Consider the following 25,004-nt stretch of genomic DNA (forward strand, 5'->3'; position numbering starts at 1 on the left):
ATATTGTAGGGTCGCCAATCCTGGCGACCGATTAAATCCCTATTTCAACGCTGCACAGGCTGCCGCAATGCGTTTTGCGGCTTCGCGCACGCTTTCAATATCCGTGGCAATCGACAAACGGAAATACGGTGACAAGCCATACGCATTGCCGGCAACGCCGGATACGCCGCTCTCCAGCAGATAATTCAGCACATCCTGTTCGCTTTCCAGCGTACGTCCATCAGCACGCGATTTGCCCAACAGGCCAGCACAGCGACAGAAGATAAAGAACGCCCCTTCGGGATTCAGCACCTCAATGCCTTCAACCGGGCTTAGCTGCGCCATAATCGCATCGCGACGCGCCTGATAGGCCGCACGTTGCGGTGGCAGGAAATCCAGGCCGCCGTTCAGCGCCGCTACCGCTGCCGCCTGACTGATGGCGCAGGCACCAGAACTGTTCTGCGACTGCACTACCACCATGGCATCAATCAGCGCTTGCGGACCGGCACCAAAGCCGATGCGCCAGCCGGTCATGGCATAGGTTTTCGACACGCCCCCCACCAGCAGAATGCGCTCGGCTAAATCTGGCGCTACCTGCAACAGGCTGACGTGTTCACGTCCATCAAACAGAACGTGTTCATACAGTTCATCCAGCATGATCCATACGTTGGGATGGTCACGTAGCACCGCCGCCAGTGCAGTTAATTCTGCTGCGTTATACACCGCACCGGATGGATTGCCGGGATTATTCAGCACCAGCCAGCGGGTTTTGTCGGTGATCGCTTGCGCCAGCTGCTGCGGCTGCAGCTTGTACTCTTGCTCCAGCGGGCACTCCAGCAGCACCGCGTCGCCGCCGTTAAAACGCACGCTATCCGGGAACGTCGGCCAGTATGGCACCGGCACAATCACCTCATCGCCGTCATTCAAGGTGGCGGCGAAGGCGTTGAAGATGATCTGCTTCGCCCCGTTGGCGATACAAATCTGCCCCAACGCATAATCCAGCTGATTTTCACGTGCCAGTTTGGCCTGCACCGCTTTACGCAGCGGCGTGGTGCCATTGGTCGGCGTATAGCGCGTCTCACCATTATTCATAGCTTCAACGGCAGCATCACGGATGTGCTGGGGCGTATCAAAATCCGGCTCACCAGTGGTGAGATCCAGAATATCAACGCCCTGCTCTTTCAGCTGGCGCGTCAACTGGCGCGCCGCCGCATTGGCAGAGAGCGACACAGACTGCACACGCTTTGATAAGGTGACCATGTTCAGCTCCTAAAAGGTTTACAGCGCGGGCAAACCGAGGTTCTCGCGCAGCGTGGCGAATTCGTAATCATCGCGGAACAGACCACGGCGACGAAGTTCCGGGATCACCAGCTCGACGAACAGATCCAGTTGCTCTGACATAATGGCAGGCATGATGTTGAAACCATCGGCTCCGCCCTCTTTCAGCCACAGCTCAAAGTCATCGGCGATGTCTTCTGCGGTGCCGACAATCACGCGATGGCCACGCGAACCGGCTGCCACGGCGGCCAGCTCACGCAAGGTCAGGTTTTCGCGCTTCGCCATATCCGTCATCAGCTTGACGCGGCTTTGATTACCTTCGCCGAGCGGCACTTCAGGAACCGGACCATCCAGCGGATACTGGCTCAGATCCATGCTGAAACGCAGCGACAGCTGACGCAGACCGTTTTCGATATCCACCAGCGTGTTCAGCTCTTTCCACAGCGCTTTGGCTTCTTCACGGGTACGTCCGACAATCGGCATCACGCCCGGCATGATCACCACATGATCCGGGTTACGTCCGGCGGCGATCACCTGATCTTTCTGCGAGCGATAGAAGGTTTGCGCTTCTTCCAGGCTGGCGGCAGCGGTGAAGATCACTTCGGCGGTTTCAGCCGCCAGTTTTTGACCGTCTGCTGATGAACCCGCTTCGATGATCACCGGACGTCCCTGCGGAGAACGCGTGATGTTCAGCGGACCCTGTACCTGGAAGTGCTCGCCGTCATGATCAATCGACTTAATTTTGTCATTAACGAAGTATTCACCGGTCTCTTTGTTTGGCTGCACGGCCCCCGCTTCCCAACCTTCCCACAGCTTGTTGGTCACTTCGAGGAACTCACGCGCACGCGCATAGCGCTCGGCGTGGTTTGGCATATCGCTGCGGCTAAAGTTACGCGCCACGTCGGTGGAGAATGACGTCACCACGTTCCACGCTGCGCGACCACGGCTGATGTGATCCAGCGACGAGAAGCTGCGCGCCATGGTGAATGGATCGCTAAAAGTGGTGGATGCCGTCGCTGCCAGGCCAATACGTTTGGTATTCACCGCCAGCGCCGACAGCATGGTCAGCGGCTCAAGGCGTGCCATGGTCGAAGGCAAACGGTACATGCTGGTGGCTAACGCATCGCCAACAAAGAACAGGTCAAATTTACCGGCTTCGGCTTTCTTCGCGATGGTGATTAACCAGTCAATGTCAGTGGGATCGCCGAGCTTTTCCGTGAGACGCCAGCCGCTGACGTGTTGCCCGACCGGTTGTACAAAGAGTCCTAAGCGGATGCGTTGTGTTTGTGCAGTAGCCATGAAGTTGTCCTGGTCGATAAAAGAGTAAAAGTTAGAAACGGTTTTCGGTTGCCAGCAGCGCCTGCTCTAACGCATCCGCATGGATACGGAACGGCAGACGTTCAGCGCTGGCCGCCGGGAATTTAATCTGTTCTGCAATAGTGCGAATTGCCACCGCGCGGTCGCCAGTCAGCGGCGCCAGCGTCAATGGCATCGCGTACTGACGCAGCAGTGCCAGCAGTTCTGCATCAGGCACACCATGGTTTTCAATCAGCGATTGCACCAGCAGGCTATAGCCAACCTTCTCGCCGTGCAGCCAATGATGTAGCTCGGGCTGGTGAGTGAGACGGTTATGAATCGCATGAGCAAAGCCGGGGGTGGGAAGTTGATCGCGCACGCTGTTGGCCAGGCCTGCCAGTACGATGTTGGCATCAATCACCTTCACCAACTCCGGCGTGACTTGCTGTTTTTCATTGGCGCTGACGGCGGCTTCACCTAGTTGGCGATAAACATCCAGCGCACGTTGCGCCGTCATCACTTTGAGATCGAGCGCCAGATCGTGCGGGTTACTGCGCAGGTAAGGGGCAAATTCGTAGTACTTCGCCAGCGCATCAACGATACCCGCTTTGAGATAGCGCACATCGCTGCAGGCGATCACTTCACTGTCCACCAGCACCAGCTCCGGCATTTTCCCCAGTGGCTGGCTGCGCACGTGGCCGCCCTGCTCGTTATAAATGATGGCAACCGGTGACCACGCAGCGCAGGTCGCCGCCAAAGTAGCGAAGTTAATCACTTGCAGATCCGGTAACTGGCTGCCCACCGCTTTGGCAGCATCCAGCACGCGGCCACCGCCCACGGCAAACAGCAGCTCGGTTTGCTGTTGCTCAACGTTGTTTTTCAGCGTTTCGATGGCAACATCGGTGCATTCACCGTGCAGATACTCCAACTCCCAGCGGATACCGTTGGCTTCTAAACTCTGGCTTAATTCCGGATTAACGGCTTGCCAGGCGTTGGGAGAAGTGAAAATGCGGATATGTGTGGCATAAGGTTTGATAAATTCACCGGCACGCTTACGCAGGCCAGCTTCATGTGCATAAGCACGCGGAGATTTGATCGCTAACACGTCGTCACCCTGATTAAGAATAAGGCTATAACGAGAAAAGTTATTTTATTTCATGGGGTTAATGCGAAATAGTTATAGCGCTATGTAATTTATGCATACTACGGTAAATCGCGATATAAGCAATGGAAAAGCCGCCATTTCATTTTCACAAATTCGCATTAGCTTAGTCATTTTTCACATATAGAAGCACAAGGCATTACTGATATTCTGAGTTGCTTAGCACGCTGGGTATTTTGAATTAGCGCTTTAAATTGCGCTTTTTCAACCGCTATGCGCTGCTCAATCTGCATTCAATTTACCGCTTCTATGCGGTTTTTCCGGGGATAGTTATGTCACTTGAATTTCGTCAGGTTAGAGAAGATGAGGTTGAAACCTATCAGGCGCTGATGCACGCCGCCTATGCGCCAACGCTGGCACTGGGCATCAAATTTGATGCCGCCACCGCAGATCGCGAAAAGACGCTGCGCCACCTGCAAAGTCACGGCGTTTATGCGCTTTACGCACAAGGCGTGATGGTTTCCTCGGTCACCGTGCGCTATCCATGGGGACCGCTGCCTGGGCCGTTTGGCCTGCCGCATATTGGCTGGTTCGGTGCCCATCCCGACTATCCCGGTAAACAGTATGGCCGCCAGGTGCAGGATCGGCTGGAACAGGAGATCCTGCTGGGTAAATTGCGGGCGCCAGCGGTATCACTGGGTACCGCCACCAGCCATCCCTGGCTGATCGAGATGTATAAAAAGCGCGGCTTCCAGCTGATGCACACCACCGATCTCGGCAAAGGCCACATCACCCAATATATGAAGAAAGTGCTGGATGACAGCGCGCATGATGCGTGGATGACACGTCAGGCCGCACAACAAGGAAGCAAAGCATGAGTTTTGATGAGAGCGCATTGGGCCAGCATTTGATTGCCTTCCGCCATGAGTTACACCGTTTTCCTGAACTCTCTAATGAAGAGTTTGAAACCACCGCGCGTATTCGCCAGCAACTGGATCAGCACCAGATCCGCGTGTTGGATCTGCCGCTGAAAACCGGGTTGGTGGCGGAAGTTGGCCCCGAAAATGGGCCACTGATCGTGCTGCGTTCCGACATTGATGCACTGCCGATTGAAGAGCAGTCTGATGTGACGTTCCGTTCTGAGCGTCCGGGCGTGATGCACGCGTGCGGCCACGATTTCCACAGTTCCGCAGCCTTAGGCGCGGCGATTCTGCTGAAACAGCAGGAAGCGAGCTTAGCGGGCCGCGTGCGTATTTTGTTCCAGGCCGCCGAAGAGACCGGCCAGGGCGCGCCGGATGTGATTGCTACCGGTGCACTGCAGGATGCGATAACTATTTTCGGCATTCATAACGACCCTTCATTACCACCGGGCGTGATTGGCAGCAAAGCCGGCCCACTGACCGCCGCCGTCGACCGCTTTGATATCAAAATTATCGGCACCGGTAGCCACGCTGCGAAGCCGCATCAGGGCAACGATCCGATTGTGATCGCCGCGCAGATTGTTTCTGCCGCGCAAACGCTGATCAGCCGTAATGCCCCTTCCGGCGACAATGCGGTGGTCTCGATTACCCAGATTCACAGCGGCAGTACCTGGAACGTCATCCCGGACAGCGCGTGGCTGGAAGGCACGGTGCGTTCATTCTCACAGGAGACGCGCGAGCGACTGGAGCAACGCTTCCGCGAGATCGTGCAGGGAATTGGCGCGGCCTTTGCTGCCAACGTTGAGTTCAACTGGCATGCAGGTCCACCGTCGGTGGTGAATGATGCACACTGGGCCGATTTCGCGCTGCAACAGGCAGCGGCCAGCGGCTTTGAAGCGCGCGTCGTTGAAGCCAGCCCAATCGGTGAAGATTTTGCCTTCTATCAACAGCAGTTGCCAGGTGCGTTTATGATGATTGGCACCGGCGAACCTTACGCGCTGCATCATCCGGCGTTTCGCATCAATGATGATGTACTGCTGCCAACATCACGCTATCTGGCCAATCTGGCTGTGGCAGCACTGAACAGTGTGGCGCCGCAATGAGTATCACCGCTGCCCTCGCTGAGCTTATCGTCCATAGCCAACCCGATGCCGCTGCACGTGAAGCCGCGCGCGAAGGGGTAAAGGATTTTCTCGCTGTCAGCTGGCCGGTGCTGAAAGGCCAGGTGCCGGATAGCGGCTTGCCGGCACTACGAACCGTTTATGGCGACGGCGGCCTACGTTCTCAGGCGTTGCTGCTTGGTTATGCCGCTCACGCGCTGGATTACGATGATTTCCACGCTGATTTTCGCGGTCATCCCAGCGTGGTGATTTTGCCTGCGCTGATTGCCTGGCTGCAGCAACAGGCGGCAGCGATTGATGATTTCCTTGATGCTTACGCCATCGGTGTGGAAATGGCCGGAAGGCTTGGCTTAGCTGCCAGCCAGCAGCATTACGCTTTGGGTTATCACAACACCGCAACGCTGGGCACCATTGCCGCCGCCGCCGCGCTGGCTCGTCTATTAAAACTGGATGTCGGCGCAACGGCCAACATGCTCGGCATCGCCACCACTCAGGCCAGCGGGCTGCGTGCGCAATTCGGTTCCGCTGTCAAACCGCTCCACGCGGGTTTAGCGGCGGAACGTGCAGTTACGGCGGCACAGCTGACGCTGGCTGGTTTCGATGGCAAACAGGAGGGCGTGATTGAGGCTTTCCTTGCGGCCAGCAGCAACGGCGCAGCTCAACCTGAAAAATTGGTCGCGCATTGGGGCGTGCCATGGCGCGTCGTGACGCCGGGTCTGGAGTACAAACCCTTCCCGACCTGCGCCGGAACGCATAGCGCAGCGGAAGCCGCGCGCATTCTGCGTGATGGCTGGTTAGCCAGCGGCAATTCGCTGGAAGCGCTGCTGGATAACATCACCGTTATCAGCGTAGCTTTCCCACCAGGTGGCGATATTGCCGCTTCCGTCACATCGCCCACCAATGGGATTGAAGCGCGTTTCAGTCTGGAATACGTGATTGCCGCAATGCTGATCTATAACGATCTGCGGCTGGAAGATTTTAAGGAAGGCGATCTTAATCATGCTGTGATGCCACTGGCAGCCAAAGTAAGACGAGTGCCTGACGACACCGCTCCGCCAGATGCCATTAATCCCGCACTGCGTTTTCATCTGGTCACTCTTAACTTGCGCGATGGCACTCGGCTGCAACAGCGACGCACCCGTCAGCAATCGCTGGCCGATGGCGTGGACGTTGAAGGTAAATTGCGTCTTGCACTGCGTCAGGAATCGGGCGAGCGATGGCAACAGGTGCAGCAAAGCAGCGCATTGCAGACAACCGCTGATCTGGCGATGCTGCAGCAGTTATTACGCGTTTAATATCACGTTCGTTGCAGCGCTTTTAGTTCACCACATTACAGACGAAGTTGCGTCTATCGGGATGTCGAGTGCCGTATTAAACTACAGGTCGCCGCACTTGCGCTGGAGTCAACGCTGGTGCGTGCGGCTGGACCGCTCCTGACTGCCAGACTCTTAGCTTAGGCACACACCATGACCAAAACCCAGCGACTGATGGAGCTTGTGCAATTGTTACGTTGTCACCGCTATCCGGTGACTGCGCAGCATCTTGCGGAGCAACTCAGCATTAGCGTGCGCACCGTCTATCGCGACATCATCTGCCTGCAGCAGCAAGGCGTGGAAATCGAGGGCAGCGCCGGACTGGGGTATTTGCTGAAATCCGACGGTCATTTACCGCCCTTGATGTTTTCCCGTCATGAGATTGATGCGCTGGCGTTGGGCCTTGACTGGGTCAGCCGCCACACTGATGCTGAATTGAAATCCGCAGCACAACACGCGCTGGCAAAAATCTATGCCGTAATGCCAGCGCATTTATCGCAAGGCATCGATCATCAATCACTGCTGATCGCTTCACGGGGAGAAGCCCTGTTTGAGCAGCATCTGCCGGAACTGCGTCAGGCAATCCATACCCGCAACAAAATCTCGCTGCGTTATAAAGATCTTAAAGACGTGTCATCCACTCGTGTCATCTGGCCCGTGGTGCTGGGGTATTTTGACCGCGTGCGTCTGCTGTGTGGCTGGTGCGAACTGCGCCAGGATTTTCGTAATTTCCGCGTCGACCGCATTGAAGAGATTGTGGTTGAGGATGAAAACTATCCCGGGACGCGCCATCAGTTGCTTAAGCGCTGGAAGGATTATCAGCAAGCACGCTATCCCGATGCCCGATAATGGCTTTACAGCATACCGCTGTAAAGCACCGGTCCGGTGGGTTGCCCCGTTGGCGAACCGCCCTGCGGTTCCAGGCTGATGGCAAGGGTTGCCCCTGCTTCCAGGGCGCGATTATCCATTTCAATTTGCGTTGCCGCATGGTCTGCCAGTAAACCCAGCGAGACCGGGGATTGCCCCGCAGGAATCAGCCAAAGTTGCAAACTCCTGGACGCATTAATGGCGACAGGTTTAATTGGCGATAATTGCAGATAACGGCGATCGCTGCTGCGGCTCACGACCCATTGCCCCTGATGCTGCGAATCCCCCAGAATCACCAACGGTGCGAATTCATCAGGACGATGGTTGTAATACGATACCAGGGTGAATGCCGCAAGACCCGCAGCAACCAGCCAGCCAACATAAGGATTGGCGCGTTTCACCGGGGTTTTAGCCGGAAGACTCAAGGCAATTTTTTTCCACACGCGTTCAGGCGGGACTTCAGGTCGCAAATGGGTGTCCATTCCTGCCAGCATTGTCTGCCAGCTTGCCACTTTCGCAGCCAGTTCCGGCTCTTGTTGCAGCCGCCTCTCGAAACGCAACCGTGCATTGCCGCGTAATGTTCCCAGGGCATATTCGGCGGCGAGCGCATCATCATGTTTATTGTTTTTCATAAGCCCACGCACTCCCGAAGATGCTCCATCGCACGACGGATCCAACTTTTTACTGACCCTACCGGTTGCTGCATCCAGGCAGCAATATCGCTGTGCGACATCCCCTGATAATAAGCCAGCGTCACACTCTGCCGCTGCTCACTGCTGAGATGCTGCAAGCAATGTTGTAATCGGGCGGTCTGTGAATCATCAAAGGGTTCATCTGGCCCTTCCACTTCGCCCTCTGAAACGTTATCGGTGTATTCTTCAGACAGGATTGCATCACGCGCCTGTCCACTGCGCAGCCAGTCAATACAGCGATTGCGCACGATATGCGTCATCCAGGTCATGGGGGCGCTAAGTGCGGCATCATAGCTGTCGGCTCGATTCCAAATAGTGAGGAAACAATCGTGCAGCACCTCTTCCGCCCAGGCTCGCTGGCGTAATGTGCGCAAAGCCAGGGCGAAAAGATGAGGCGAAGCGAGTCGATACAATTGTTCAAATGCCTGGCGATCGCCTTGCGCAATCGCCCGCATTAATTTCACCTGCTGTTCAGCCAAAACGTTATCCATGTTTTTCCCGGAAGGCATTGAAATGCCTTCCGAGTATAGACAATTACTTAGGCATCAGGACGGTATCAATGACATCGATTACACCGTTTTTCTGATTCACATCATAAGTACTGATATTGGCCACATTGCCCATGCCATCTTTTAACTGAATATTGTGAGGACCGTTGCTCATAATCCACAGCGGCTGACCGTTGACGGTTTTCAGTTCAGCATGGCCGCCACCTTGTTTGATTTTCATTTCCAGCGCTTTCATGTCGTATTTACCCGCCACAACATGGTAAGTCAGGATGCTGGTCAACTTAGCTTTGTTTTCCGGTTTAACCAGACTATCCACGGTGCCAGCAGGCAATTTCGCAAACGCGGCATTGGTTGGCGCGAACACCGTGAACGGACCTTTACCCTGCAGCGTGTCGACTAATCCCGCCGCTTTTACTGCTGCTACCAAAGTGGTGTGATCTTTAGAATTGAGGGCATTTTCAATGATGTTTTTCTGCGGGTACATGGCGGCACCGCCGACCATGACAGAATCAGAATTCATGGCTGCGAAGGTGGTGGCAGTGAACATTAACGCGCCTGAGATGACTGCAGTGGTGATTAGCTTTTTCATCATAAATCCTCGTTGTAGGGGAGCGAAGGAGTTGCTCACAACGGGATATACGTAAGGAGGGTCACAACTGGATGCAGGCTGGAGAAAATATTTTTAAAAAAAATCACAAGACGGCCAAAACAGCCGTCATGTGTGCAGTCACCTGCGGTTAAATCTGGTCTTCTGGCTCGAGCGCGTCCTGAATCGCATCCGCCAGGTTGGAGATCTCATTAGCAACCGCCTGAAGATCCCATGACGCTTTTGAACCGCTGGCGGAGGTTGAGGCACTGACGGATTCCTTCGCCACAGTTAAAGCGGCCGCCACAGCGATGGTCCGCTTGTGTTGTTCCGGCGTCATGCCCATTGGGGGTGGTGCAAAGTAGTCATTGACCATTTCATCTCTCCATTTACAGCGTTCAATAAAAATAAAACCTGCGTGCATTATCAGGATATTGAGCGCGAGTGCGACTAAAAGTTTACACCACACTCCTGACAGTTTCTGTCACAGCTCTCTCGTAATCTACAGCGGTAAACACACAAGGAGAAAAAACCATGTTCACTGCTGATATGACCATTCTTTACGTTCCCAACGTTGTGAAGAGTGCCGACTTTTATGCATCGCTGTTTGATATCAAGCCAATTAACGTCGCGCCCACTTTTGCGATGTTTGTTTTTGAGAATGGATTCAAACTGGGTTTGTGGTCGAAATACACCGTTCAACCGCCGGTGGAGACGCAACATTTTACGGCCAACGGTGAAATCACTTTTAAAGTGCAGCACAAAGCCGACGTCGATTTCCTTTACAACGAATGGGGTGCTTTCCGGGAGATCACCATTGTACAGTCACCGACCGAGATGGATTTTGGCTACACCTTCGCGGCTATCGATCCTGATGGGCATCGTCTGCGCGTAATGTGGTTGCAGTTAGAAGATTAATGTTCTGGGGCGGCCATGCGGCCGCCCATTGAGAACGCTAACTTTGCGGCGGGATGAATGCCTGCACCGGCGTCAGTTCCCCGGTGTATTTACGCACCTGCACTACGGTGATTTGGCCACTGCAGCCTTGAGTCAAAGACGAGGTGCCAATATCCAGCGTCAGCACATTCGGGTTGCCGTGACGGCATAACGGCCGCAGCGCGGTGGGATCGACGGGATCGTACCAGGCACCGGTCGGCAACTGCACCACGCCCGGCATCACCGTGTCGGTCACACGCGCGCTGGCGAGTACGTGACCACGTTGGTTATAAAGCTCAATAATCTCGCCATCTTGAATACCCAAAGATGCCGCATCATCCGAATTCAGGCTGCACACTTCACGCCCATCACGTTTGCCGCTCAGGCTGTAATCACCAAAATCCAACTGACTGTGCAGACGCGTCGCGGGCTGGTTAGCGATCAGCCAGAACGGATGGTCGGCATCGGGCTTTTGCTGCGGCTCTCGCCACACTGGATGTCCCGGACAGTTTTCATAATCGAAGCTGGCAATCGTCGCCGAATAGATTTCGATTTTTCCGCTCGGTGTTGGCAGTGGTGAAGCATCCGGATCGGCACGGAAGGCGTTCATCATCCGTCCACCGTCTTTGAGCTGCGGCAATTCCAGCACGCCCTGCTGCCAGAACTGTTCAAAATCGGGAATGTCGACCTGATGCGTTGCCAGCTTTTGCTGCAATTGCGCGTAATGGTGTTTCAGCCAGCCACGCGTATCGCGACCTTCGGTAAACGCCTCTTCATGTCCCAGCCTGCGCGCCAGCTCAGCAAAAATGGCGTAATCGTCTTTGGCTTCGCCGTGCGGTTGCGCGACCGGCTGCATAGCAAACAGATGGCGATCGGTTGGCGCACCGCCGATATCTTCTCGCTCCAGTGTCATGGTCGCGGGCAACACGATATCGGCATGGCGTGCACTGGCCGTCCACGCAATCTCATGCACAATCAGCGTATCCAGCTGGCAAAATGCCTGACGGAGTCGCGCTAAATCCTGATGGTGGTGGAACGGATTACCGCCCGCCCAGTAAGCCAGACGGATATGTGGATAGGTTAAACGACGGCCGTTGTAGTCGAACGGTTTGCCAGGATTGAGCAACATGTCCGAAATACGCGCCACCGGGATGAGACGATCGATGCCATTCTTACCCTGCGGCAAAGCCGGGAAACTCACCAGGTTGTGATGCTTACCGTAGTGACCCAACGCACCCAGCGCATAGGTATAACCGCCGCCCGGTAAACCCGGTTGGCCCAGCGCGGCGGCCAGCACCAGCCCGAGCCACACGGGTTGTTCACCGTGTTCCGAACGTTGCAGCGCATGCGCAACGGTCACCAGCACGCGTTTACCGGGTAGCTGGCGGGCAAAATCAGTGATAAATGCCGCGCTGACGCCGCAGATCTCTGCTGCCCAGGCGGCATCACGCGGTGTGCCATCCTCTTCACCACGGATATAGGCAACCATTTCCGGCCAACCCACGGTGTAGCGACTCAGGAAGGCTTCATCCGTCAGCTGTTCTTCAATCAATACGGACAGAACACCGAGAATAAAAGCGGCATCGGTGCCTGGACGCAAGGCCAGCCACTCCCCTTTGGCTTCGTCGGGCAGATCGCTTTTCAATGGGCTTACTGAGATAAAACGTGTGCCGCGTTGCGCGGCCTGATGCATAAAACCGCGCTCGGTGTGTTCACTTAATCCACCGCTCGCCACCTGCGAGTTTTTCAGCGCCAGACCACCAAGGCGATAACAATTTTACTGTGCTGGGCAATCTCTTCCCAACTCACGCCACGTCGCGCAATCTCGTTCATGTCGCCGACGATATGTGGCAGCAGCACCGAAGCAGAGCCCGAACTGTAGCTGTTTACCGAACGCACATAGCCGCCCAGCGTGGTGTTCAGGAATCGGTGTACCTGGCTTTGCGCATGATGAAATCGCCCGGCACTCGACCAGCCATAAGAACCGCCAAAAATGCCTTCCGGGCCATGAGTGTCGCCCACGCGCTTCAATTCACGCGAGACCAGTTCGTAAGCCTGCTCCCAGCTAACAGCAACGTATTCGTCATTGCCACGGCGCTGATCGGGGCCGGGGCCCTCTTCCAGCCAGCCACGACGCACCATCGGGCGCGAGACGCGTGCCGGATGATTTAAAGCGGTGCGGAAATTTTGCAGCAGCGGGCTGGGATCGGGATCGCCTTTAAAGGGTTCGATAGTGAGCTGGTCGCCCGATTGCTGGGCATGAAAAGCGCCCCAGTGGGCGCTGTGTATTACCGGTTTTTGCGTCATCACTGTTCCTGGCTGTCAAAAATGAAAAACGGTGCTTAGAGCACCGTTGCAATAAAGTTTCTTACGCGCCCGTTTTCCGGGTCGTCGAGGACTTGTTGAGTGGGTCCAGCTGCCACGATTTTGCCGTCTTCCATAAAGACAATGTTGTCGGCAACCTCGCGCGCGAAACCAATCTCGTGCGTCACAATTACCATGGTGATGCCGGAGTGCGCCAGTTGCTTAATCACTTGCAACACTTCGCCCACCAGTTCTGGATCCAGTGCCGATGTCGGCTCATCGAACAGCATCACACCCGGGTCCATCGCCAGCGCGCGCGCAATGGCCACACGCTGTTGCTGTCCGCCGGAAAGATTCTGCGGCCACTCCTCTTCGCGCCCTGCCAGCCCCACCTGCTTAAGCAGTGACAGCGCTTTGCTGGTCGCCTGTTGGCGGTTCTGTTTTTTCACGCGCATCGGTGCATCAACGATGTTCTGTAACACCGTGCGATGCGGGAACAGGTTGAACTGCTGGAACACCATGCCAATTTGCGCACGCTGACGCGCAATCTCACTGCTGCTTAACTCATGCAGCGCCTGGCCTTTTTGTTTGTAGCCAATGATTTCGCCACCAATCCGAATGGTGCCGCCATCCAGCTTTTCCAGGTGGTTAATGCAGCGCAGCAAGGTGGATTTCCCCGAACCAGAAGGCCCGAGGATCACCGTCACCGAACCAGCGGGAATATCCAGATTCACTTCATCCAGAATCGTGACGCCAGAGAAGCGTTTAGTGACTTTACGTAAGGCGATCGCTTCAGCCATTGCTTACGCTCCTTTCAGGTTTTTGCGCGCTAAAGCCCGGCAAGGATTTAAACAGACTGCGTTTTTCACGACGCGTAACGCCACGACCAAAATAGCGTTCAACGTAGAACTGACCAATCGACAGTACCGAGGTCATCAGCAGATACCACAGCGTCGCCACCAGCAGCAGCGGAATCACTTCATAAGTACGCTGATAAATGATCTGCGCGGAGAACAGCACATCCTGCAGCGAAATGACTGAGACGACGGCAGTGGTTTTCAACTGACCGATAATTTCATTACCAGCAGGTGGCATGATGGCGCGCATCGCCTGTGGCAACACCGTGTGTCGGAAAATCTGCGCGGGGCGGTAACCCAGCGCACGTGCGGCTTCCAGTTGTCCGTTTCCTACGCTTTGGATACCGGCACGCACAATTTCAGCGGCATAGGCAGACTGATGCATCACCAGCGCGATCACCGCCGCACTGAATGGACTCACCAGCGCATTAGATTGGGTGCTCCACAGCTCGCCCAGGCCTGGGATTGAGAGTGAAATCGTCGGATAAAGTGCGGCAATGTTGTACCACAGGAACAGCTGCACCAGCATCGGCACACCCCGGAAGAACCAGGTATAGAACCAACTCACGCCCACCAGCACGGGGTTGGATGAGAGGCGCATCAGCGCCAGCACCGTACCAAACGCAAAGCCCAGCACCACCGAAATCGCCGTCAGTTGCAGCGTCATTAATACGCCCTGCAAGATCGATTCGCCGGTGAAATTTTCCGCAATCACGCTCCATTCGAAGCGTGGATTGTTAATCATCGAGTGCGCCATTGCCACGACGCACAACAGCACCACCAGCGCACTCAGCCAGCGTCCGTAGTAACGTTTGCCGACAATTTTCAAATCATCGGTGTGGTCACGTACATCACTCATTGAAAGATTTCCTGGTTACGTTTGGATTCTTTAACCGCGCCAAAACCGATGCCCCAGTTGTCGAGGATCTTCTGGTAGCTACCATCTTTGATCAGCGAGTTAAGTGCCGCTTGCACCGCAGGCTCAAGCGCAGAATCTTTCGGGAAAGCCACAGAAACAGGCGCGTCATGCACGGTGATTTCGCCGCTCAGGGTGATAGGTTTAATCACTTTCGCCTGCCACAGCAGACCTTCGTACGGGCCAAGGAACATCGGCACGCGACCGCTGACGACAGCCTGAACACCGGCTGGACGATCCGGGAATACGGATACTTTGATCGGCTTTTTACCCGCTGCTTCACAGGCTTTGCTGGCTTCTTCCAGACGCGTCACCTGCGTAGTGCCTGAACCTGCGCCAACTTCCAGGCCGCACACGGCGTCCAGGGTTTTGAACGGTGCCACATTGGCATCTTTGCGCGAGATAATGCCCAACAGGCTGGCATCGTAATAGCTCACGAAATCGATAATTTTGGCGCGGGTCGCGGTGGCATTAATGTTCGAGAGCGCAACATCGTAACGACCGGTTTTCAGGCCGGGAATGATGTTGTCGAAACCGCCGGTGTCACGCCACTGGACCTGGATCCCTAAGCGTTCGCCCACGGCGTTCATCACGTCAATTTCACGTCCGGCCAGGGTTTTGTTGTCTTCTTTATAGAAGGTGGTCGGCGGCGTGTTTGGGTTGGTTCCTGCCACGATGTAGCCGCGCTTAACCACATCCGCCGGCAGCAAGCTTTTCAGTGCCGGGTCGGCCTTAACATGGAGTGAGCTGTCAGTTGGGACGGATTGATCGGCGGCAAACGCGGTGTGCGCACTCAATGCAAGTGCAAGCAAGGTGATACCTTTGGCGAGTTTCACTGGAACCTTCTCCTGATATATATAAATGTTTCCCTGTAGGGAAAAGGCGTTGAGGTAGCGATGTATTTTTCTTCTTTCTCACCTTACGGCGGAAAGAAATTTTCATCCTCTGAACGTCCCGGAGCCATTCTCAGTAAGATGTGCAGCGATCACAAATGCGAAAAACGGATATCTATTGCCATAATTCGGGAATAGAACGTAGTGCCCGTGGTGCCGGGGATGACCGCGCCAGCGATGGCGCGGTTTCAGGTGAGGTATTCAGATTTAGTCAGGTATTCGGCAGCCTGCTTTTGCCATGGCTTATGAACGTATTCTTCTTAGCAAGACATTATTGTTCTAAGCGTTTGCGTATAGGCTCAAACTCTTTAGTCGCATGGCGTGGAACGATATCGGGTAAATTCTGCTCGGCTGCCTGCCAGTATTGCCACGACACTTTCTTGTCGCCCAGTTCGTAATCCATACCATCCCAGCTGTCTTCACGGAAGCTGTAGAACGCCCAATGTGCCTGCTGCTGATCCAATACCGTTAATACATCCTCCAGATATTGTGTGCAGCCTGGCAAGGTGCGCACACAACCGAACTCCCCTACCACCATTTGATGGCGAGCCACGCCGCGCGCTTTCGCCCACTCAAACGGCAGCGCTAAATATTCTGCCACGCGTTGTGCATCCCACTGTTGCTGCAATCCCGCAAACGGGACTTTACCCGGGTAAGGCCAGGGCGCTTTGCGTTTGGCATTCGGTGCACTGGTGGCGGAATAAGGCTCATACATGTGCACGCTATATAACACCCGTTTATCTTCGAGCGGCTGTGGCCAATACGTGAAGGCATCGGCGGCAGCGTACCAGCCACTGTCGACCATCACCGGCGTCTGCTGATCGACTTCGCGAATCGCCGCAATCACGGTGCGGTAAAACTCCGGTAAATCCCGCGCGGTACCCTTGTGCTGCAGATACCAGCTTTTCATGGTTGCGGCAGACGCATGTTCGTCCAGACCGCCCATTTTCTCCGGTGCGGGTTCATTAATGATGTTGTATGCCGCTACTGCAGGGTGGTCTTGCAATGCAGCCGCAAGGTCACGCCAATAACGGGCACTTTGCTGCCAGAAAGCGTTGTCTTGCCACAGCCGGTCGTCGAACTGTCCGCCGTTATTTTGTGACCATCGCATGCCGGGTAAGGAAAGCGGCGTAATCACCACTTTCAACCCTGCTGCCTCAGCGTTATCCAGCACATTTCTCAAAGTGGCGACATCTTCCGCCACTAATCCCTGGTAGCGATCCGCACTGCCCAGCAGAAAATCACGCTGTTTGGTGGGCCATTTATCCCAGGAGAGCCGCACCCAAGAGGCACCGTAAGTGTGGAGAGCATTAAAATAAGCAGTATTGGGTGGAATGCGATTAAAACTGTTGCCGCCATGTTGAGGTTGCAGCCAGAAATCCATCTTATCGGCGGCTCTGGCAACAGAAATAGTGAACGAAATCAGTAACAGGAATGTAAAGGTTTGTATGATCTGGCGCACACTTTCTCCTTGATTTATGAGAGTCCCAGGCACCCTTTTTGGTGCAGGCTCGAAGCTAAACGGATTCCCATGTAGTTACTGTGCGTTATCACTGATTTTAGTCTACTGATTTGCAAGGAATTGATGACAGTTTGATGAACGCTTTTCCTCCGCAACGTTTTTTAAGCACAAACGTCACTCTGGCTTTACGTTTCTTCACGTTTCCCCCGCATTTAGCACCAATCATGGAGAAAAAAAGGAGACGCCGGTTTGTCGCATATACAATGAGAAACATTCTCATTATCATGCGCATTTGCTTACATATGTTAATACTTCAGGGAGAAGATTTAAGTGAATGTAACTTTGTATGTCAGGAAGCGCCCTCTTGCACTGATTGTGGCAGCCTTGCTCACCTCACCTGCTTATGCCGCAGAACCCACGGAAAAACTGGCTGACGATGAATCGATGATCGTCACTGCAGAACAGGGTCTGAAACAACAGCCTGGCGTTTCCACCATTACCGCTGAGGACATTAAGAAAAGTCCACCGGTTAACGACCTCTCCGATATCATCCGCAAAATGCCGGGCGTCAACCTGACCGGTAACGGGGCCAGCGGTAGTCGTGGTAACAACCGTCAGATTGATATTCGCGGCATGGGCCCGGAAAACACCTTAATCCTGATAGATGGCGTGCCGGTCAGTTCGCGTAACTCCGTGCGTTACAGCTGGCGCGGCGAACGTGACTCGCGTGGTGATACCAACTGGGTGCCCGCGGAGATGGTAGAACGTATTGAAGTGATTCGCGGCCCAGCCGCCGCGCGTTACGGTTCCGGTGCGGCTGGCGGCGTGGTGAACATCATCACAAAGCGCCCGACCAATGACTGGCATGGATCGCTGTCACTGTTCACCAATCAGCCCGAAAACAGTAAAGAGGGTGACACGCGTCGCGCCAACTTCAATTTGAGTGGCCCACTGGCTGGCGATGCATTAACCATGCGTTTGTATGGCAATATCAACCGCACCGATGCGGATGCTTATGATATCAATACCGCTCAAAACGGCTCTTATGCTGCGGGACGGGAAGGGGTACGTAATAAAGATATTAACGGTGTACTGTCATGGAAAATCACCCCTACTCAGATCGTTGATTTCTCCTACGGCTATAGCCGTCAGGGCAATATCTATGCGGGCGACACGCAGAACAGCAATGGAAATAGCAGTGCAGGTGGTTTAGTTGAATCTCTGTACGGCAGTGAAACAAACCGCTTATATCGTCAGAGCTATGGCGTCACTCATAACGGTATCTGGGATTGGGGCACATCCAAACTTAATTTCAACTACGAGAAGACCAATAACACTCGCTTGAAAGAAGGCACTGCCGGAAGTGTTGAAGGGATGATTAACAGTAATGTTTATTCGACCAGTCGTCTGGAAAGTTATCGTGCTGGCGGAGAAATAAACTTCCCACTGGAATTATTGGTGGACCAAACCGTGACGTTGGGAGCGGAATGGAACCACGATGAGCTTAATGACCCTGCGTCAATGCAATCTGCAAGTACAAACCTTTACTTGCCAGGTAGTTCAGGCGATCCGTCTCAGCGCAGCAGTACTAACTCCGCCACGATAAGTTCTCTTTATTTTGAAGATAATATTGCCGCCACTGACAGCACTGAAATTATTCCGGGTTTACGCTTTGATTATCATGATGCTTTTGGTGCTAACTGGAGTCCAAGCCTGAATATTTCGCAAGGATTGGGCGACTATTTTACGCTCAAAGCGGGTATTGCGAGGGCATTCAAGGCGCCTAACTTATATCAATCAACTCCCGGCTACCTACTATCAACACGTGGCAATGGCTGCCCAATTGGCCTATCCCAATGTTATTTATTAGGGAATGACAATCTCGATCCTGAAGTGAGCGTCAATAAAGAAGTGGGACTAGAGTTTAACCACGCGGGTTATGTCGCTGGTATCACCTACTTCCGTAACGATTACAAAAACAAAATTGTATCCGGTACTGATGTTGTCTACACCAATGGTACTTACAACGTGCTTCAGTGGGAGAATGGAGGCAAAGCCATTGTAGAGGGGCTGGAAGGGAACCTGACTATTCCATTGATTGCGGACACACTTGAGTGGCGGTCTAATGCGACTTACATGTTCCGTTCAGAAAGTAAGAAGACCGGAAATCCTCTATCGGTCATTCCTGAATTTACTATCAACTCACAATTAGAGTGGCAAGCAACTGATAGCCTTAGCGCCAATATCAACTGGACGCAGTATGGCCGCCAAAAACCGCGCCAAAATGCAGAAACAGTTATTGAGGGAAGACCTGGAGGTCTTTCACAACGTGAAATCAAGCCATATTCCATCGTCGGCTTGAACCTCAATTACGACATCACTAAAAATTTGCGTGCTAATGCGGGTATTAACAACCTGTTTGATAAGCGCATTTATCGTGAAGATGAAGGTGCTTCAACTTACAACGAACCGGGCCGCGCCTATTACGCTGGCGTCACCCTGTCGTTCTGAGTCCTGATGGGTGGCCTTCTAAGGGCCACCTCTAATGACTTGCATTCCTATCTCCCTGTTAACCCATCAATTTCCATCCAAAATCACATCAATATTTTTTTGACGTTTAGCCTGCAAATTTTGATGGTTTTACGTCAAATAACCGCTCGCCGCTGCACATCGCATCCGCTAATTTCATCGCTATCTCCCCTACAGGATATAACCGATGATCAAAGAAGCGTTTTATCGCACAGGTCACCCCGCACCTCAACTCGGCGTCAGCCCACTCTCCTGGGTCAATGAAGTGCTGCAATACCTCGGCGCAGGGACCTCGGCCGAACACTGTTTGAAAGAAGCGAAACAGGCCGGATTTCAGGGCGTCGAGCTAAGTCGCATATTCCCGCGTGAACCGGGTGCATTGAAGCAGCTGTTGGCACAACATCAACTGCAACTGGTGTCAGGCTGGCATGACGGATTTCTCACCGAACGCAGCGTTGAGCAGGAGCTGGATGCGGTGCACAACCATGCCGCCCTGCTGCAGGAAAATGGCGCCAACGTGATGGTGTACGGCGAATGCGGCTGGATGGCTGACAACGCGCTGGATGTGCCACTGAGCACCCGACGTTTGTTGCCGGAGAGTCAGGTCGCCGACTATGCCGATCGCCTTTCCCACTTTGCCGAAGCCCTGTTTGATCGATACGGTTTACGCCTCGCCTATCACCACCATCTCATGATGGTGGCCGAAACGCTGCCGGAAATTCGTGCGCTGTTAAATGCCTGTTCGCCCGCCGTTGGCCTGTTACTGGATACCGGTCACGCCACCGCTGCCGGATTCTCCTATACGCAACTTATTGAGGAATTCGCTGACCGCATTTGCCACATCCATCTAAAAGATGTGCGGTTGGATCGCCTGCAACAGGTGCGAGCCAGCGGTATGACTTTCAACGAAGCCGTGCTCGCAGGGATGTTTACCGTGCCAGGCGACGGCGGCATTGATTATCGACCGCTGGCAGAGTTTATCGCTCGCAGCGGTTATCAGGGCTGGATGGTGGTGGAAGCCGAGCAGGATCCGGCGAAAGCGCCCCCATTGGAGACCGTGACTCGCGCACAACGTTTTGTTGCCCAACACATTTTACCTGCAAACGCTTAAGGAGCCGCTGATGGCTGGAAAAACACTGAATGTTGGCCTGATCGGTTCAGGCTTTATGGGCCAGGCACATGCCGATGCATGGCGCCGCGCGGGTTTACTGTATCGTAACCTGGCGCTGCAACCCGTTCTGCATACGCTGGCAGATGTCACGCCCGCACTGGCCGAAGAAGCGGCTCGACGCTACGGCTTTCAACACAGCACGGCGGACTGGCAGTCGCTGGTGAACAACCCTGAAATCGATATTGTTGATATCACCACGCCTAATAGCATGCACTTCGACATGGCGCTGGCCGCGATTCGTGCAGGTAAACACGTCTACTGCGAAAAGCCGCTCACCGTTTCGTTGCAGGAAGCGCAAACCCTGACCCAGGAAGCTGAGCGAGCAGGTGTGAAAACCATCATGGCGTTCAATAACATCAAAACGCCGGCAGCGCAGTTGGCGAAGCAGATGATCGATCGCGGTGACATCGGCACACCGACACGCTTCCGTGGCTGGTTCGATCAGGGATTTTTCAACGATCCCGAGCTGCCATGGAGTTGGCGTTGCTCGCGCGAACAGGCCGGGTCTGGCTCACTCGGTGACTTAGGCTCACACGTGGTGAGCGTGGCGCAATATTTGATGGGGCCGATCAAGAGCGTGGTAGGACAGGAGCAGCTGTTTATTGACACGCGTCCTGCTGCAGGTGGTGGTTCAGGCTATGGGGCCCAGGCAGATAAACAGGCGGCGCGTTTGAAAGTGGAAAACGACGATCAGTTCCAGGCGCTCGTCACTTTCGAGAACCGCGCCGGTGGCGTGATTGAATCTTCACGCATCTCCGCAGGAAAAGTGTTCGGCATTGCCTGGGAAATCTCGGGCACCGAAGGCACCATCATCATGGACGGTGAGCGCTTTAACGAACTGAAGATTGCACGTTATGGCGATGCGAAACACGATCGCGGCTTTAAAACCATTTATGCCGGTTCTCAGGTCGAGCAGTTTGGAGGCTTCTTTGGCTTCGATTTCGCTGGCGGTGGCCTGGGATACTTCGATGTGAAAGTGATCGAAATTTACGACCTGATTAAAGGCCTCAGCAGCGAAGCCGGTTGTTTCCCGGATTTCCGCTTTGGCCTGGAGAATCAGCAGATCATTGAAGCGATGGTGCGCTCATCTGCCAGTGGTCAACGTGTGGAGATCGCCAGTCTGCGCAACTAACTAAAAAACTCGCGCAGTGCTTCAGCCAGCGCCTGCGGTTGCTCATCCGGGATGAAGTGACCGCAGTGCGCGATTTTGATGCCTGAAACCTCAGCCGCAAACTCCTGAAACGGAATCGCCATATCGGGGATCGAACCCTGATCGGCACTGACCGCCAGCAACGGCACCGTCAGTTTGCCGTTATCATGCAGCCATGCACGGTTTTGTTCCGCCGAGGCGCTCACTTCGCGATAGGCCGCCATGCCTGCGCGCAATGCCCCGTTCTGTTGCAACAAGCGCACATATTCCGCCATATCTTCCGCGTCAAAAACCATTGGGCTGACGGCTTTGCGTTTCAGGAACCAATCCAGATAGATCTCTTCGCGCCCGGCAATTAAGGCTTCAGGCAGATCCGGCAGCAGATGGAAGGCGAAATGCCAGGTTTTCCAGGCCTTATCGGGCGTGGCAGGCAGCGCATCCGGCAAGGTGACGCCCGGAATGCCGGCATCAAGCAGTGCCAGTTTTTTTATCTGATTGGCATAACGCAGGGCAAACGGCCAGGCCACCCACGCACCGACATCATGCGCCGCAAGATAGTAGTGATGGATGTTCAGTTGCAGCAGCAGGCCCTGTACTTTTTCTGCCAGAGAAGTGGTGTCATAGCCGCTGTAAGGCTTATCGGAATCACCCTGACCGGGGAGATCGGGCGCGATAATGAAGTAACGATCGCCAAGCAGAGCCATTACCTTGCGCCACGCAAACCAGCTTTGTGGGAACCCGGCTAACAGCACCAGGGTTTCACCTTGTGGGTTGCCGCCGCTAACGTAGTGGATGCGAACACCGTCTACGGTGGCGTAATGATGGGAAAAATCAGGCAGGTTGGTGACAGGTTGTGACCAGCGCGATGTTATTTTTAATTCTGAGGCATTCATCCGTTACTCCTAAAATTGGAAATGGTTACTTCCTAATTGGTCAAATTTTTGGTTGGATAGGTCGAAATCATAATCGTTCCTGGGCTGGCATGGTTGGCCGCGTTCTCGTATCAAGATTTGAGTTTGCGGTAGGGGAAATACCATTTAGGAAATGATCGATTCCCAAATGGTACAGGATGGTAGGAAGAATTGACAAGCGGTGTGAGTGAAATTGCTGATTAGGGTGCAACACGGTATTGCACAAAATCCGTCTTCGTCGCGACCTGATCATACAGTGCCCGGGCTCGGTAATTATTCTCGCGCGTCATCCAATACACTTTCGAGCAGTTCAACGCCTCAGCGGCAGCATTCACCGCTGCGATTAACGCGCGACCCGTACCTTGTTTACGCCCGTCTGGGCTGACGAACAGATCCTGCAGGTAACAATAGTCACCCTGGGTCCAGGTGCTGCGATGGCAAATAAAATGCACCAGCCCAGTCAATTTGCCCTGCTCCTCCGCCACCAGACAATGCATCGGTTCGCCTTCCGCAACCAATCGTTGAAATGTCGTATTGATGACTTCTTCCGTGACCTCACTGACATAAAAGTCGAGATAGCCCAACCACAGCGATTTCCACTGTGCGTAATCCTCTGCAGTGAGTTTTCTAATCACCTGTTCCATTTCTTTCTCTCCATTGTTGGCGTGTGATGGTGAACATCAAACTGGCGGGCGGATCTTGCGGATTAAACACCCTTTCGAGGAAAGTCATCCCGACCTTTTCCAGTACGCGGCGTGATGCGGTGTGGTTTTCTCTCACCACACCGACAATTTCTTTCAGTTTTAGATCTTCAAAACCGTGGCGGATAGCGCGATGCGCGAGTTCTGTCGCATAGCCCTTTCCCCAGGCATCCGGTTCAAAACGGTAACCGAGATTATTGGTTCTGCGACCGTTAAATTCGCTAACGAAAACGCCACCGAAACCAATCACGTGTTGAGGATCGCTTTTCTCCATGATGACCCAGTCATCGAAACCATGAATAGCGCGGTCTTTGATTCTGCGTAATAACACTTCTCGCGCATGATCAAGGCTTGGATAAGGCCCGCGTGGGTTAAATTGATGTGTTCGTGCATCTCCATAGATGCGAAAAAGCGCCTGCAAATCCGTGCGCTCAATCGGCCGATACAGCAGCCTTTCAGACTCCCAATGCATTCATTTCCTCGCCGTTTGTTTTGTGATGCAGTGAAGTAACATAGCACCGCGACATCGCTTTGAGTGTTAAGAATTTTTGCTATGATGTCAGCCCATCTTGCTAATGATTGAATCTGAACCATGCGAACATCGGACTCGTTGCGACTTTTGCTGCTGGCGGCTATCTGGGGAGCCAGTTTTCTTTTTATGCGTATTGCCGTTCCCGCGCTGGGTGCGATAAATACGGCTTTTTTGCGCGTGTTATGTGGCGCATTGGGTTTAATCATTGTGATGGCAGTACTGCGCATTCCGCGTCGCTTCGAAGGCAAACTGGGTTGGGCAATGTTGCTGGGTGTGATTAACTCAGGATTACCTTTCCTGATGTATTGCCTTGCCGCTCGCGTGCTGCCCGCAGGCTACTCCGCAATACTCAACGCTACTGCGCCGTTAATGGGTGTCGTGATTGGTGCGGCGTTCTTCAATGAACAACTGACCGTGAGTAAAGTGCTGGGTATGGTGGCCGGTGTTGTCGGCATTATGTTAATCAGCACCACTGGCGAAGTCGTACTCTCGCACGCGCTGGTGCTCGGTATCGCGGCTTGTCTGGTCGCCACCACCTGTTATGGTTTTGCTGGCTTTCTCGCTAAGCGCTGGATTGGGTCGCGCGGTGGGCTTGATGCCACGAAAGTCGCGTTCGGCAGCCAGTTGGGCGCCTCGCTTTTCCTGCTGCCTTTCTTTGCCTTCAGCGCCCCGCAAACGCCGGCGGCGAACTGGCAAATACCTGAAGTCTGGGCCTGTATTTTGGCCGTCGGCTTTATTTGCACCGCGCTGGCCTACATCATCTATTTCCGCTTGCTGGCCGATATTGGCCCGCTGCGCACCCTCACCGTCACCTTCCTGATTCCGCCTTTTGGCATCCTGTGGGGCTGGTTAGTGCTGGACGAGCAGATCAACCAGGGCTTTATGGGCGGTGCATTGTTGATAGTGCTGGCGGTATGGCTTGTCACGCGCAGCGGAATGGTCAAAGCTGCCAGGCCGACTACCACTGGCAGTCAATAGC

23 protein-coding genes and 1 pseudogene are annotated in these 25,004 nt (G+C 54.1%); 9 read left to right on the top strand and 15 right to left on the bottom strand.

Annotated features, from left to right (window positions below):
• Nucleotides 1-39: 39 nt before the first annotated feature.
• Genes AC1MDE_RS01815 through AC1MDE_RS01825 form a run of 3 tightly spaced genes read right to left on the bottom strand, consistent with a single transcriptional unit; the run spans nucleotide 40 to nucleotide 3,658 of the window.
• Complete coding sequence (locus AC1MDE_RS01815) at nucleotides 40-1,239, bottom strand: aminotransferase class I/II-fold pyridoxal phosphate-dependent enzyme (RefSeq protein ID WP_480344166.1); 1,200 nt, start codon at nucleotides 1,237-1,239, stop codon at nucleotides 40-42.
• Between the two features lie 18 nt (nucleotides 1,240-1,257).
• Entirely contained in the window at nucleotides 1,258-2,556 is a 1,299-nt protein-coding gene (locus tag AC1MDE_RS01820) for an LLM class flavin-dependent oxidoreductase (RefSeq protein ID WP_479403085.1), read from the bottom strand.
• 31 nt (nucleotides 2,557-2,587) lie between these two features.
• Nucleotides 2,588-3,658 carry an iron-containing alcohol dehydrogenase family protein gene (locus tag AC1MDE_RS01825; RefSeq protein WP_480344167.1) on the bottom strand — a complete coding sequence of 357 codons (1,071 nt, stop codon included), beginning with the start codon at nucleotides 3,656-3,658 and terminating at the stop codon, nucleotides 2,588-2,590.
• Between the two features lie 329 nt (nucleotides 3,659-3,987).
• Between AC1MDE_RS01825 and AC1MDE_RS01830 the strand changes: the two genes are divergently transcribed.
• From AC1MDE_RS01830 to AC1MDE_RS01845, 4 genes are all read left to right on the top strand, one after another.
• Nucleotides 3,988-4,533: a GNAT family N-acetyltransferase gene (locus AC1MDE_RS01830; RefSeq protein WP_200572787.1), complete on the top strand. Its 546-nt coding sequence runs from the start codon at nucleotides 3,988-3,990 to the stop codon at nucleotides 4,531-4,533.
• Nucleotides 4,530-5,678 (top strand): amidohydrolase, encoded by a 1,149-nt coding sequence (locus tag AC1MDE_RS01835; protein ID WP_058961746.1) that lies wholly within the window; start codon nucleotides 4,530-4,532, stop codon nucleotides 5,676-5,678. The genes AC1MDE_RS01830 and AC1MDE_RS01835 overlap by 4 nt, the downstream gene beginning before the upstream one ends.
• On the top strand, nucleotides 5,675-6,991 hold the full coding sequence (locus tag AC1MDE_RS01840) for an MmgE/PrpD family protein (RefSeq protein ID WP_480344168.1): 1,317 nt from the start codon (nucleotides 5,675-5,677) through the stop codon (nucleotides 6,989-6,991). The genes AC1MDE_RS01835 and AC1MDE_RS01840 overlap by 4 nt, the downstream gene beginning before the upstream one ends.
• Nucleotides 6,992-7,162: 171 nt before the next feature.
• On the top strand, nucleotides 7,163-7,858 hold the full coding sequence (locus tag AC1MDE_RS01845) for a helix-turn-helix transcriptional regulator (RefSeq protein ID WP_479400039.1): 696 nt from the start codon (nucleotides 7,163-7,165) through the stop codon (nucleotides 7,856-7,858).
• A 5-nt stretch (nucleotides 7,859-7,863) separates the two neighbouring features.
• On the opposite strand, the gene AC1MDE_RS01850 is transcribed toward AC1MDE_RS01845, so the two are convergent.
• From AC1MDE_RS01850 to AC1MDE_RS01865, 4 genes are all read right to left on the bottom strand, one after another.
• The gene (locus AC1MDE_RS01850) at nucleotides 7,864-8,508 is read right to left on the bottom strand and encodes an anti-sigma factor (protein WP_058961749.1); all 645 of its coding nucleotides are present in this window, start codon (nucleotides 8,506-8,508) and stop codon (nucleotides 7,864-7,866) included.
• Nucleotides 8,505-9,059 carry an RNA polymerase sigma factor gene (locus AC1MDE_RS01855; protein ID WP_058961769.1) on the bottom strand — a complete coding sequence of 185 codons (555 nt, stop codon included), beginning with the start codon at nucleotides 9,057-9,059 and terminating at the stop codon, nucleotides 8,505-8,507. Before AC1MDE_RS01855 ends, AC1MDE_RS01850 begins: the two co-directional genes overlap by 4 nt.
• Before the next feature lie 43 nt (nucleotides 9,060-9,102).
• Nucleotides 9,103-9,666 (bottom strand): fasciclin domain-containing protein, encoded by a 564-nt coding sequence (locus AC1MDE_RS01860; RefSeq protein ID WP_058961750.1) that lies wholly within the window; start codon nucleotides 9,664-9,666, stop codon nucleotides 9,103-9,105.
• A gap of 148 nt (nucleotides 9,667-9,814) precedes the next feature.
• On the bottom strand, nucleotides 9,815-10,039 hold the full coding sequence (locus AC1MDE_RS01865; protein ID WP_058961751.1) for a hypothetical protein: 225 nt from the start codon (nucleotides 10,037-10,039) through the stop codon (nucleotides 9,815-9,817).
• Nucleotides 10,040-10,197: 158 nt separating this feature from the next.
• On the opposite strand from AC1MDE_RS01865, the gene AC1MDE_RS01870 reads away from it, so the two are divergent.
• Nucleotides 10,198-10,581: a VOC family protein gene (locus tag AC1MDE_RS01870; protein ID WP_479401694.1), complete on the top strand. Its 384-nt coding sequence runs from the start codon at nucleotides 10,198-10,200 to the stop codon at nucleotides 10,579-10,581.
• 37 nt (nucleotides 10,582-10,618) lie between these two features.
• Here the strand turns inward: AC1MDE_RS01870 and AC1MDE_RS01875 are convergent.
• The 5 genes and pseudogenes from AC1MDE_RS01875 to AC1MDE_RS01895 form a co-directional block, all read right to left on the bottom strand.
• A pseudogene (locus tag AC1MDE_RS01875) lies at nucleotides 10,619-12,906 on the bottom strand (molybdopterin-dependent oxidoreductase).
• A 35-nt stretch (nucleotides 12,907-12,941) separates the two neighbouring features.
• Nucleotides 12,942-13,703, bottom strand: a complete 762-nt coding sequence (locus AC1MDE_RS01880) for an amino acid ABC transporter ATP-binding protein (protein ID WP_058961754.1) — start codon at nucleotides 13,701-13,703, stop codon at nucleotides 12,942-12,944.
• Nucleotides 13,696-14,619 carry an amino acid ABC transporter permease gene (locus tag AC1MDE_RS01885; protein WP_034827514.1) on the bottom strand — a complete coding sequence of 308 codons (924 nt, stop codon included), beginning with the start codon at nucleotides 14,617-14,619 and terminating at the stop codon, nucleotides 13,696-13,698. The genes AC1MDE_RS01880 and AC1MDE_RS01885 overlap by 8 nt, the downstream gene beginning before the upstream one ends.
• Nucleotides 14,616-15,512 carry an ABC transporter substrate-binding protein gene (locus AC1MDE_RS01890; protein WP_058961755.1) on the bottom strand — a complete coding sequence of 299 codons (897 nt, stop codon included), beginning with the start codon at nucleotides 15,510-15,512 and terminating at the stop codon, nucleotides 14,616-14,618. Before AC1MDE_RS01890 ends, AC1MDE_RS01885 begins: the two co-directional genes overlap by 4 nt.
• Nucleotides 15,513-15,840: 328 nt before the next feature.
• Nucleotides 15,841-17,031 (bottom strand): glycoside hydrolase family 5 protein, encoded by a 1,191-nt coding sequence (locus AC1MDE_RS01895; protein ID WP_236699780.1) that lies wholly within the window; start codon nucleotides 17,029-17,031, stop codon nucleotides 15,841-15,843.
• Between the two features lie 342 nt (nucleotides 17,032-17,373).
• Here AC1MDE_RS01895 and AC1MDE_RS01900 point away from each other — a divergent pair, with 342 nt between their 5' ends.
• From AC1MDE_RS01900 to AC1MDE_RS01910, 3 genes are all read left to right on the top strand, one after another.
• Nucleotides 17,374-19,542, top strand: a complete 2,169-nt coding sequence (locus AC1MDE_RS01900) for a TonB-dependent siderophore receptor (RefSeq protein WP_201785690.1) — start codon at nucleotides 17,374-17,376, stop codon at nucleotides 19,540-19,542.
• 205 nt (nucleotides 19,543-19,747) lie between these two features.
• On the top strand, nucleotides 19,748-20,671 hold the full coding sequence (gene iolE, locus AC1MDE_RS01905; protein ID WP_058961757.1) for a myo-inosose-2 dehydratase: 924 nt from the start codon (nucleotides 19,748-19,750) through the stop codon (nucleotides 20,669-20,671).
• A 10-nt stretch (nucleotides 20,672-20,681) separates the two neighbouring features.
• Complete coding sequence (locus tag AC1MDE_RS01910; protein WP_097117803.1) at nucleotides 20,682-21,863, top strand: Gfo/Idh/MocA family protein; 1,182 nt, start codon at nucleotides 20,682-20,684, stop codon at nucleotides 21,861-21,863.
• Here the strand turns inward: AC1MDE_RS01910 and AC1MDE_RS01915 are convergent.
• The 3 genes from AC1MDE_RS01915 to AC1MDE_RS01925 form a co-directional block, all read right to left on the bottom strand.
• On the bottom strand, nucleotides 21,860-22,774 hold the full coding sequence (locus AC1MDE_RS01915) for an alpha/beta fold hydrolase (RefSeq protein ID WP_479400037.1): 915 nt from the start codon (nucleotides 22,772-22,774) through the stop codon (nucleotides 21,860-21,862). The genes AC1MDE_RS01910 and AC1MDE_RS01915 overlap by 4 nt on opposite strands.
• Before the next feature lie 218 nt (nucleotides 22,775-22,992).
• Nucleotides 22,993-23,436, bottom strand: a complete 444-nt coding sequence (locus AC1MDE_RS01920) for an N-acetyltransferase family protein (RefSeq protein ID WP_479401697.1) — start codon at nucleotides 23,434-23,436, stop codon at nucleotides 22,993-22,995.
• Nucleotides 23,420-23,965, bottom strand: a complete 546-nt coding sequence (locus AC1MDE_RS01925; protein ID WP_479401698.1) for a GNAT family N-acetyltransferase — start codon at nucleotides 23,963-23,965, stop codon at nucleotides 23,420-23,422. The genes AC1MDE_RS01920 and AC1MDE_RS01925 overlap by 17 nt, the downstream gene beginning before the upstream one ends.
• 120 nt (nucleotides 23,966-24,085) lie before the next feature.
• On the opposite strand from AC1MDE_RS01925, the gene AC1MDE_RS01930 reads away from it, so the two are divergent.
• Nucleotides 24,086-25,003: a DMT family transporter gene (locus AC1MDE_RS01930; protein ID WP_058961761.1), complete on the top strand. Its 918-nt coding sequence runs from the start codon at nucleotides 24,086-24,088 to the stop codon at nucleotides 25,001-25,003.
• Nucleotide 25,004 lies beyond the last annotated feature (1 nt).

It is taken from the genome of Pantoea folii (assembly GCF_056678875.1).

What these genes read in the sequence shown, in the direction of transcription:
- AC1MDE_RS01830 (WP_200572787.1), top strand. Translation starts at nt 3,988, where the DNA reads ATGTCACTTGAATTTCGTCAGGTTAGAGAAGATGAGGTTGAAACCTAT.
- AC1MDE_RS01925 (WP_479401698.1), bottom strand. Translation starts at nt 23,965, where the DNA reads ATGCATTGGGAGTCTGAAAGGCTGCTGTATCGGCCGATTGAGCGCACG.
- AC1MDE_RS01915 (WP_479400037.1), bottom strand. Translation starts at nt 22,774, where the DNA reads ATGAATGCCTCAGAATTAAAAATAACATCGCGCTGGTCACAACCTGTC.
- AC1MDE_RS01820 (WP_479403085.1), bottom strand. Translation starts at nt 2,556, where the DNA reads ATGGCTACTGCACAAACACAACGCATCCGCTTAGGACTCTTTGTACAA.
- AC1MDE_RS01885 (WP_034827514.1), bottom strand. Translation starts at nt 14,619, where the DNA reads ATGAGTGATGTACGTGACCACACCGATGATTTGAAAATTGTCGGCAAA.
- AC1MDE_RS01855 (WP_058961769.1), bottom strand. Translation starts at nt 9,059, where the DNA reads ATGGATAACGTTTTGGCTGAACAGCAGGTGAAATTAATGCGGGCGATT.
- AC1MDE_RS01870 (WP_479401694.1), top strand. Translation starts at nt 10,198, where the DNA reads ATGTTCACTGCTGATATGACCATTCTTTACGTTCCCAACGTTGTGAAG.
- AC1MDE_RS01840 (WP_480344168.1), top strand. Translation starts at nt 5,675, where the DNA reads ATGAGTATCACCGCTGCCCTCGCTGAGCTTATCGTCCATAGCCAACCC.
- AC1MDE_RS01880 (WP_058961754.1), bottom strand. Translation starts at nt 13,703, where the DNA reads ATGGCTGAAGCGATCGCCTTACGTAAAGTCACTAAACGCTTCTCTGGC.
- AC1MDE_RS01930 (WP_058961761.1), top strand. Translation starts at nt 24,086, where the DNA reads ATGCGAACATCGGACTCGTTGCGACTTTTGCTGCTGGCGGCTATCTGG.
- AC1MDE_RS01845 (WP_479400039.1), top strand. Translation starts at nt 7,163, where the DNA reads ATGACCAAAACCCAGCGACTGATGGAGCTTGTGCAATTGTTACGTTGT.
- AC1MDE_RS01910 (WP_097117803.1), top strand. Translation starts at nt 20,682, where the DNA reads ATGGCTGGAAAAACACTGAATGTTGGCCTGATCGGTTCAGGCTTTATG.
- AC1MDE_RS01850 (WP_058961749.1), bottom strand. Translation starts at nt 8,508, where the DNA reads ATGAAAAACAATAAACATGATGATGCGCTCGCCGCCGAATATGCCCTG.
- AC1MDE_RS01865 (WP_058961751.1), bottom strand. Translation starts at nt 10,039, where the DNA reads ATGGTCAATGACTACTTTGCACCACCCCCAATGGGCATGACGCCGGAA.
- iolE (WP_058961757.1), top strand. Translation starts at nt 19,748, where the DNA reads ATGATCAAAGAAGCGTTTTATCGCACAGGTCACCCCGCACCTCAACTC.
- AC1MDE_RS01860 (WP_058961750.1), bottom strand. Translation starts at nt 9,666, where the DNA reads ATGAAAAAGCTAATCACCACTGCAGTCATCTCAGGCGCGTTAATGTTC.
- AC1MDE_RS01835 (WP_058961746.1), top strand. Translation starts at nt 4,530, where the DNA reads ATGAGTTTTGATGAGAGCGCATTGGGCCAGCATTTGATTGCCTTCCGC.
- AC1MDE_RS01815 (WP_480344166.1), bottom strand. Translation starts at nt 1,239, where the DNA reads ATGGTCACCTTATCAAAGCGTGTGCAGTCTGTGTCGCTCTCTGCCAAT.
- AC1MDE_RS01920 (WP_479401697.1), bottom strand. Translation starts at nt 23,436, where the DNA reads ATGGAACAGGTGATTAGAAAACTCACTGCAGAGGATTACGCACAGTGG.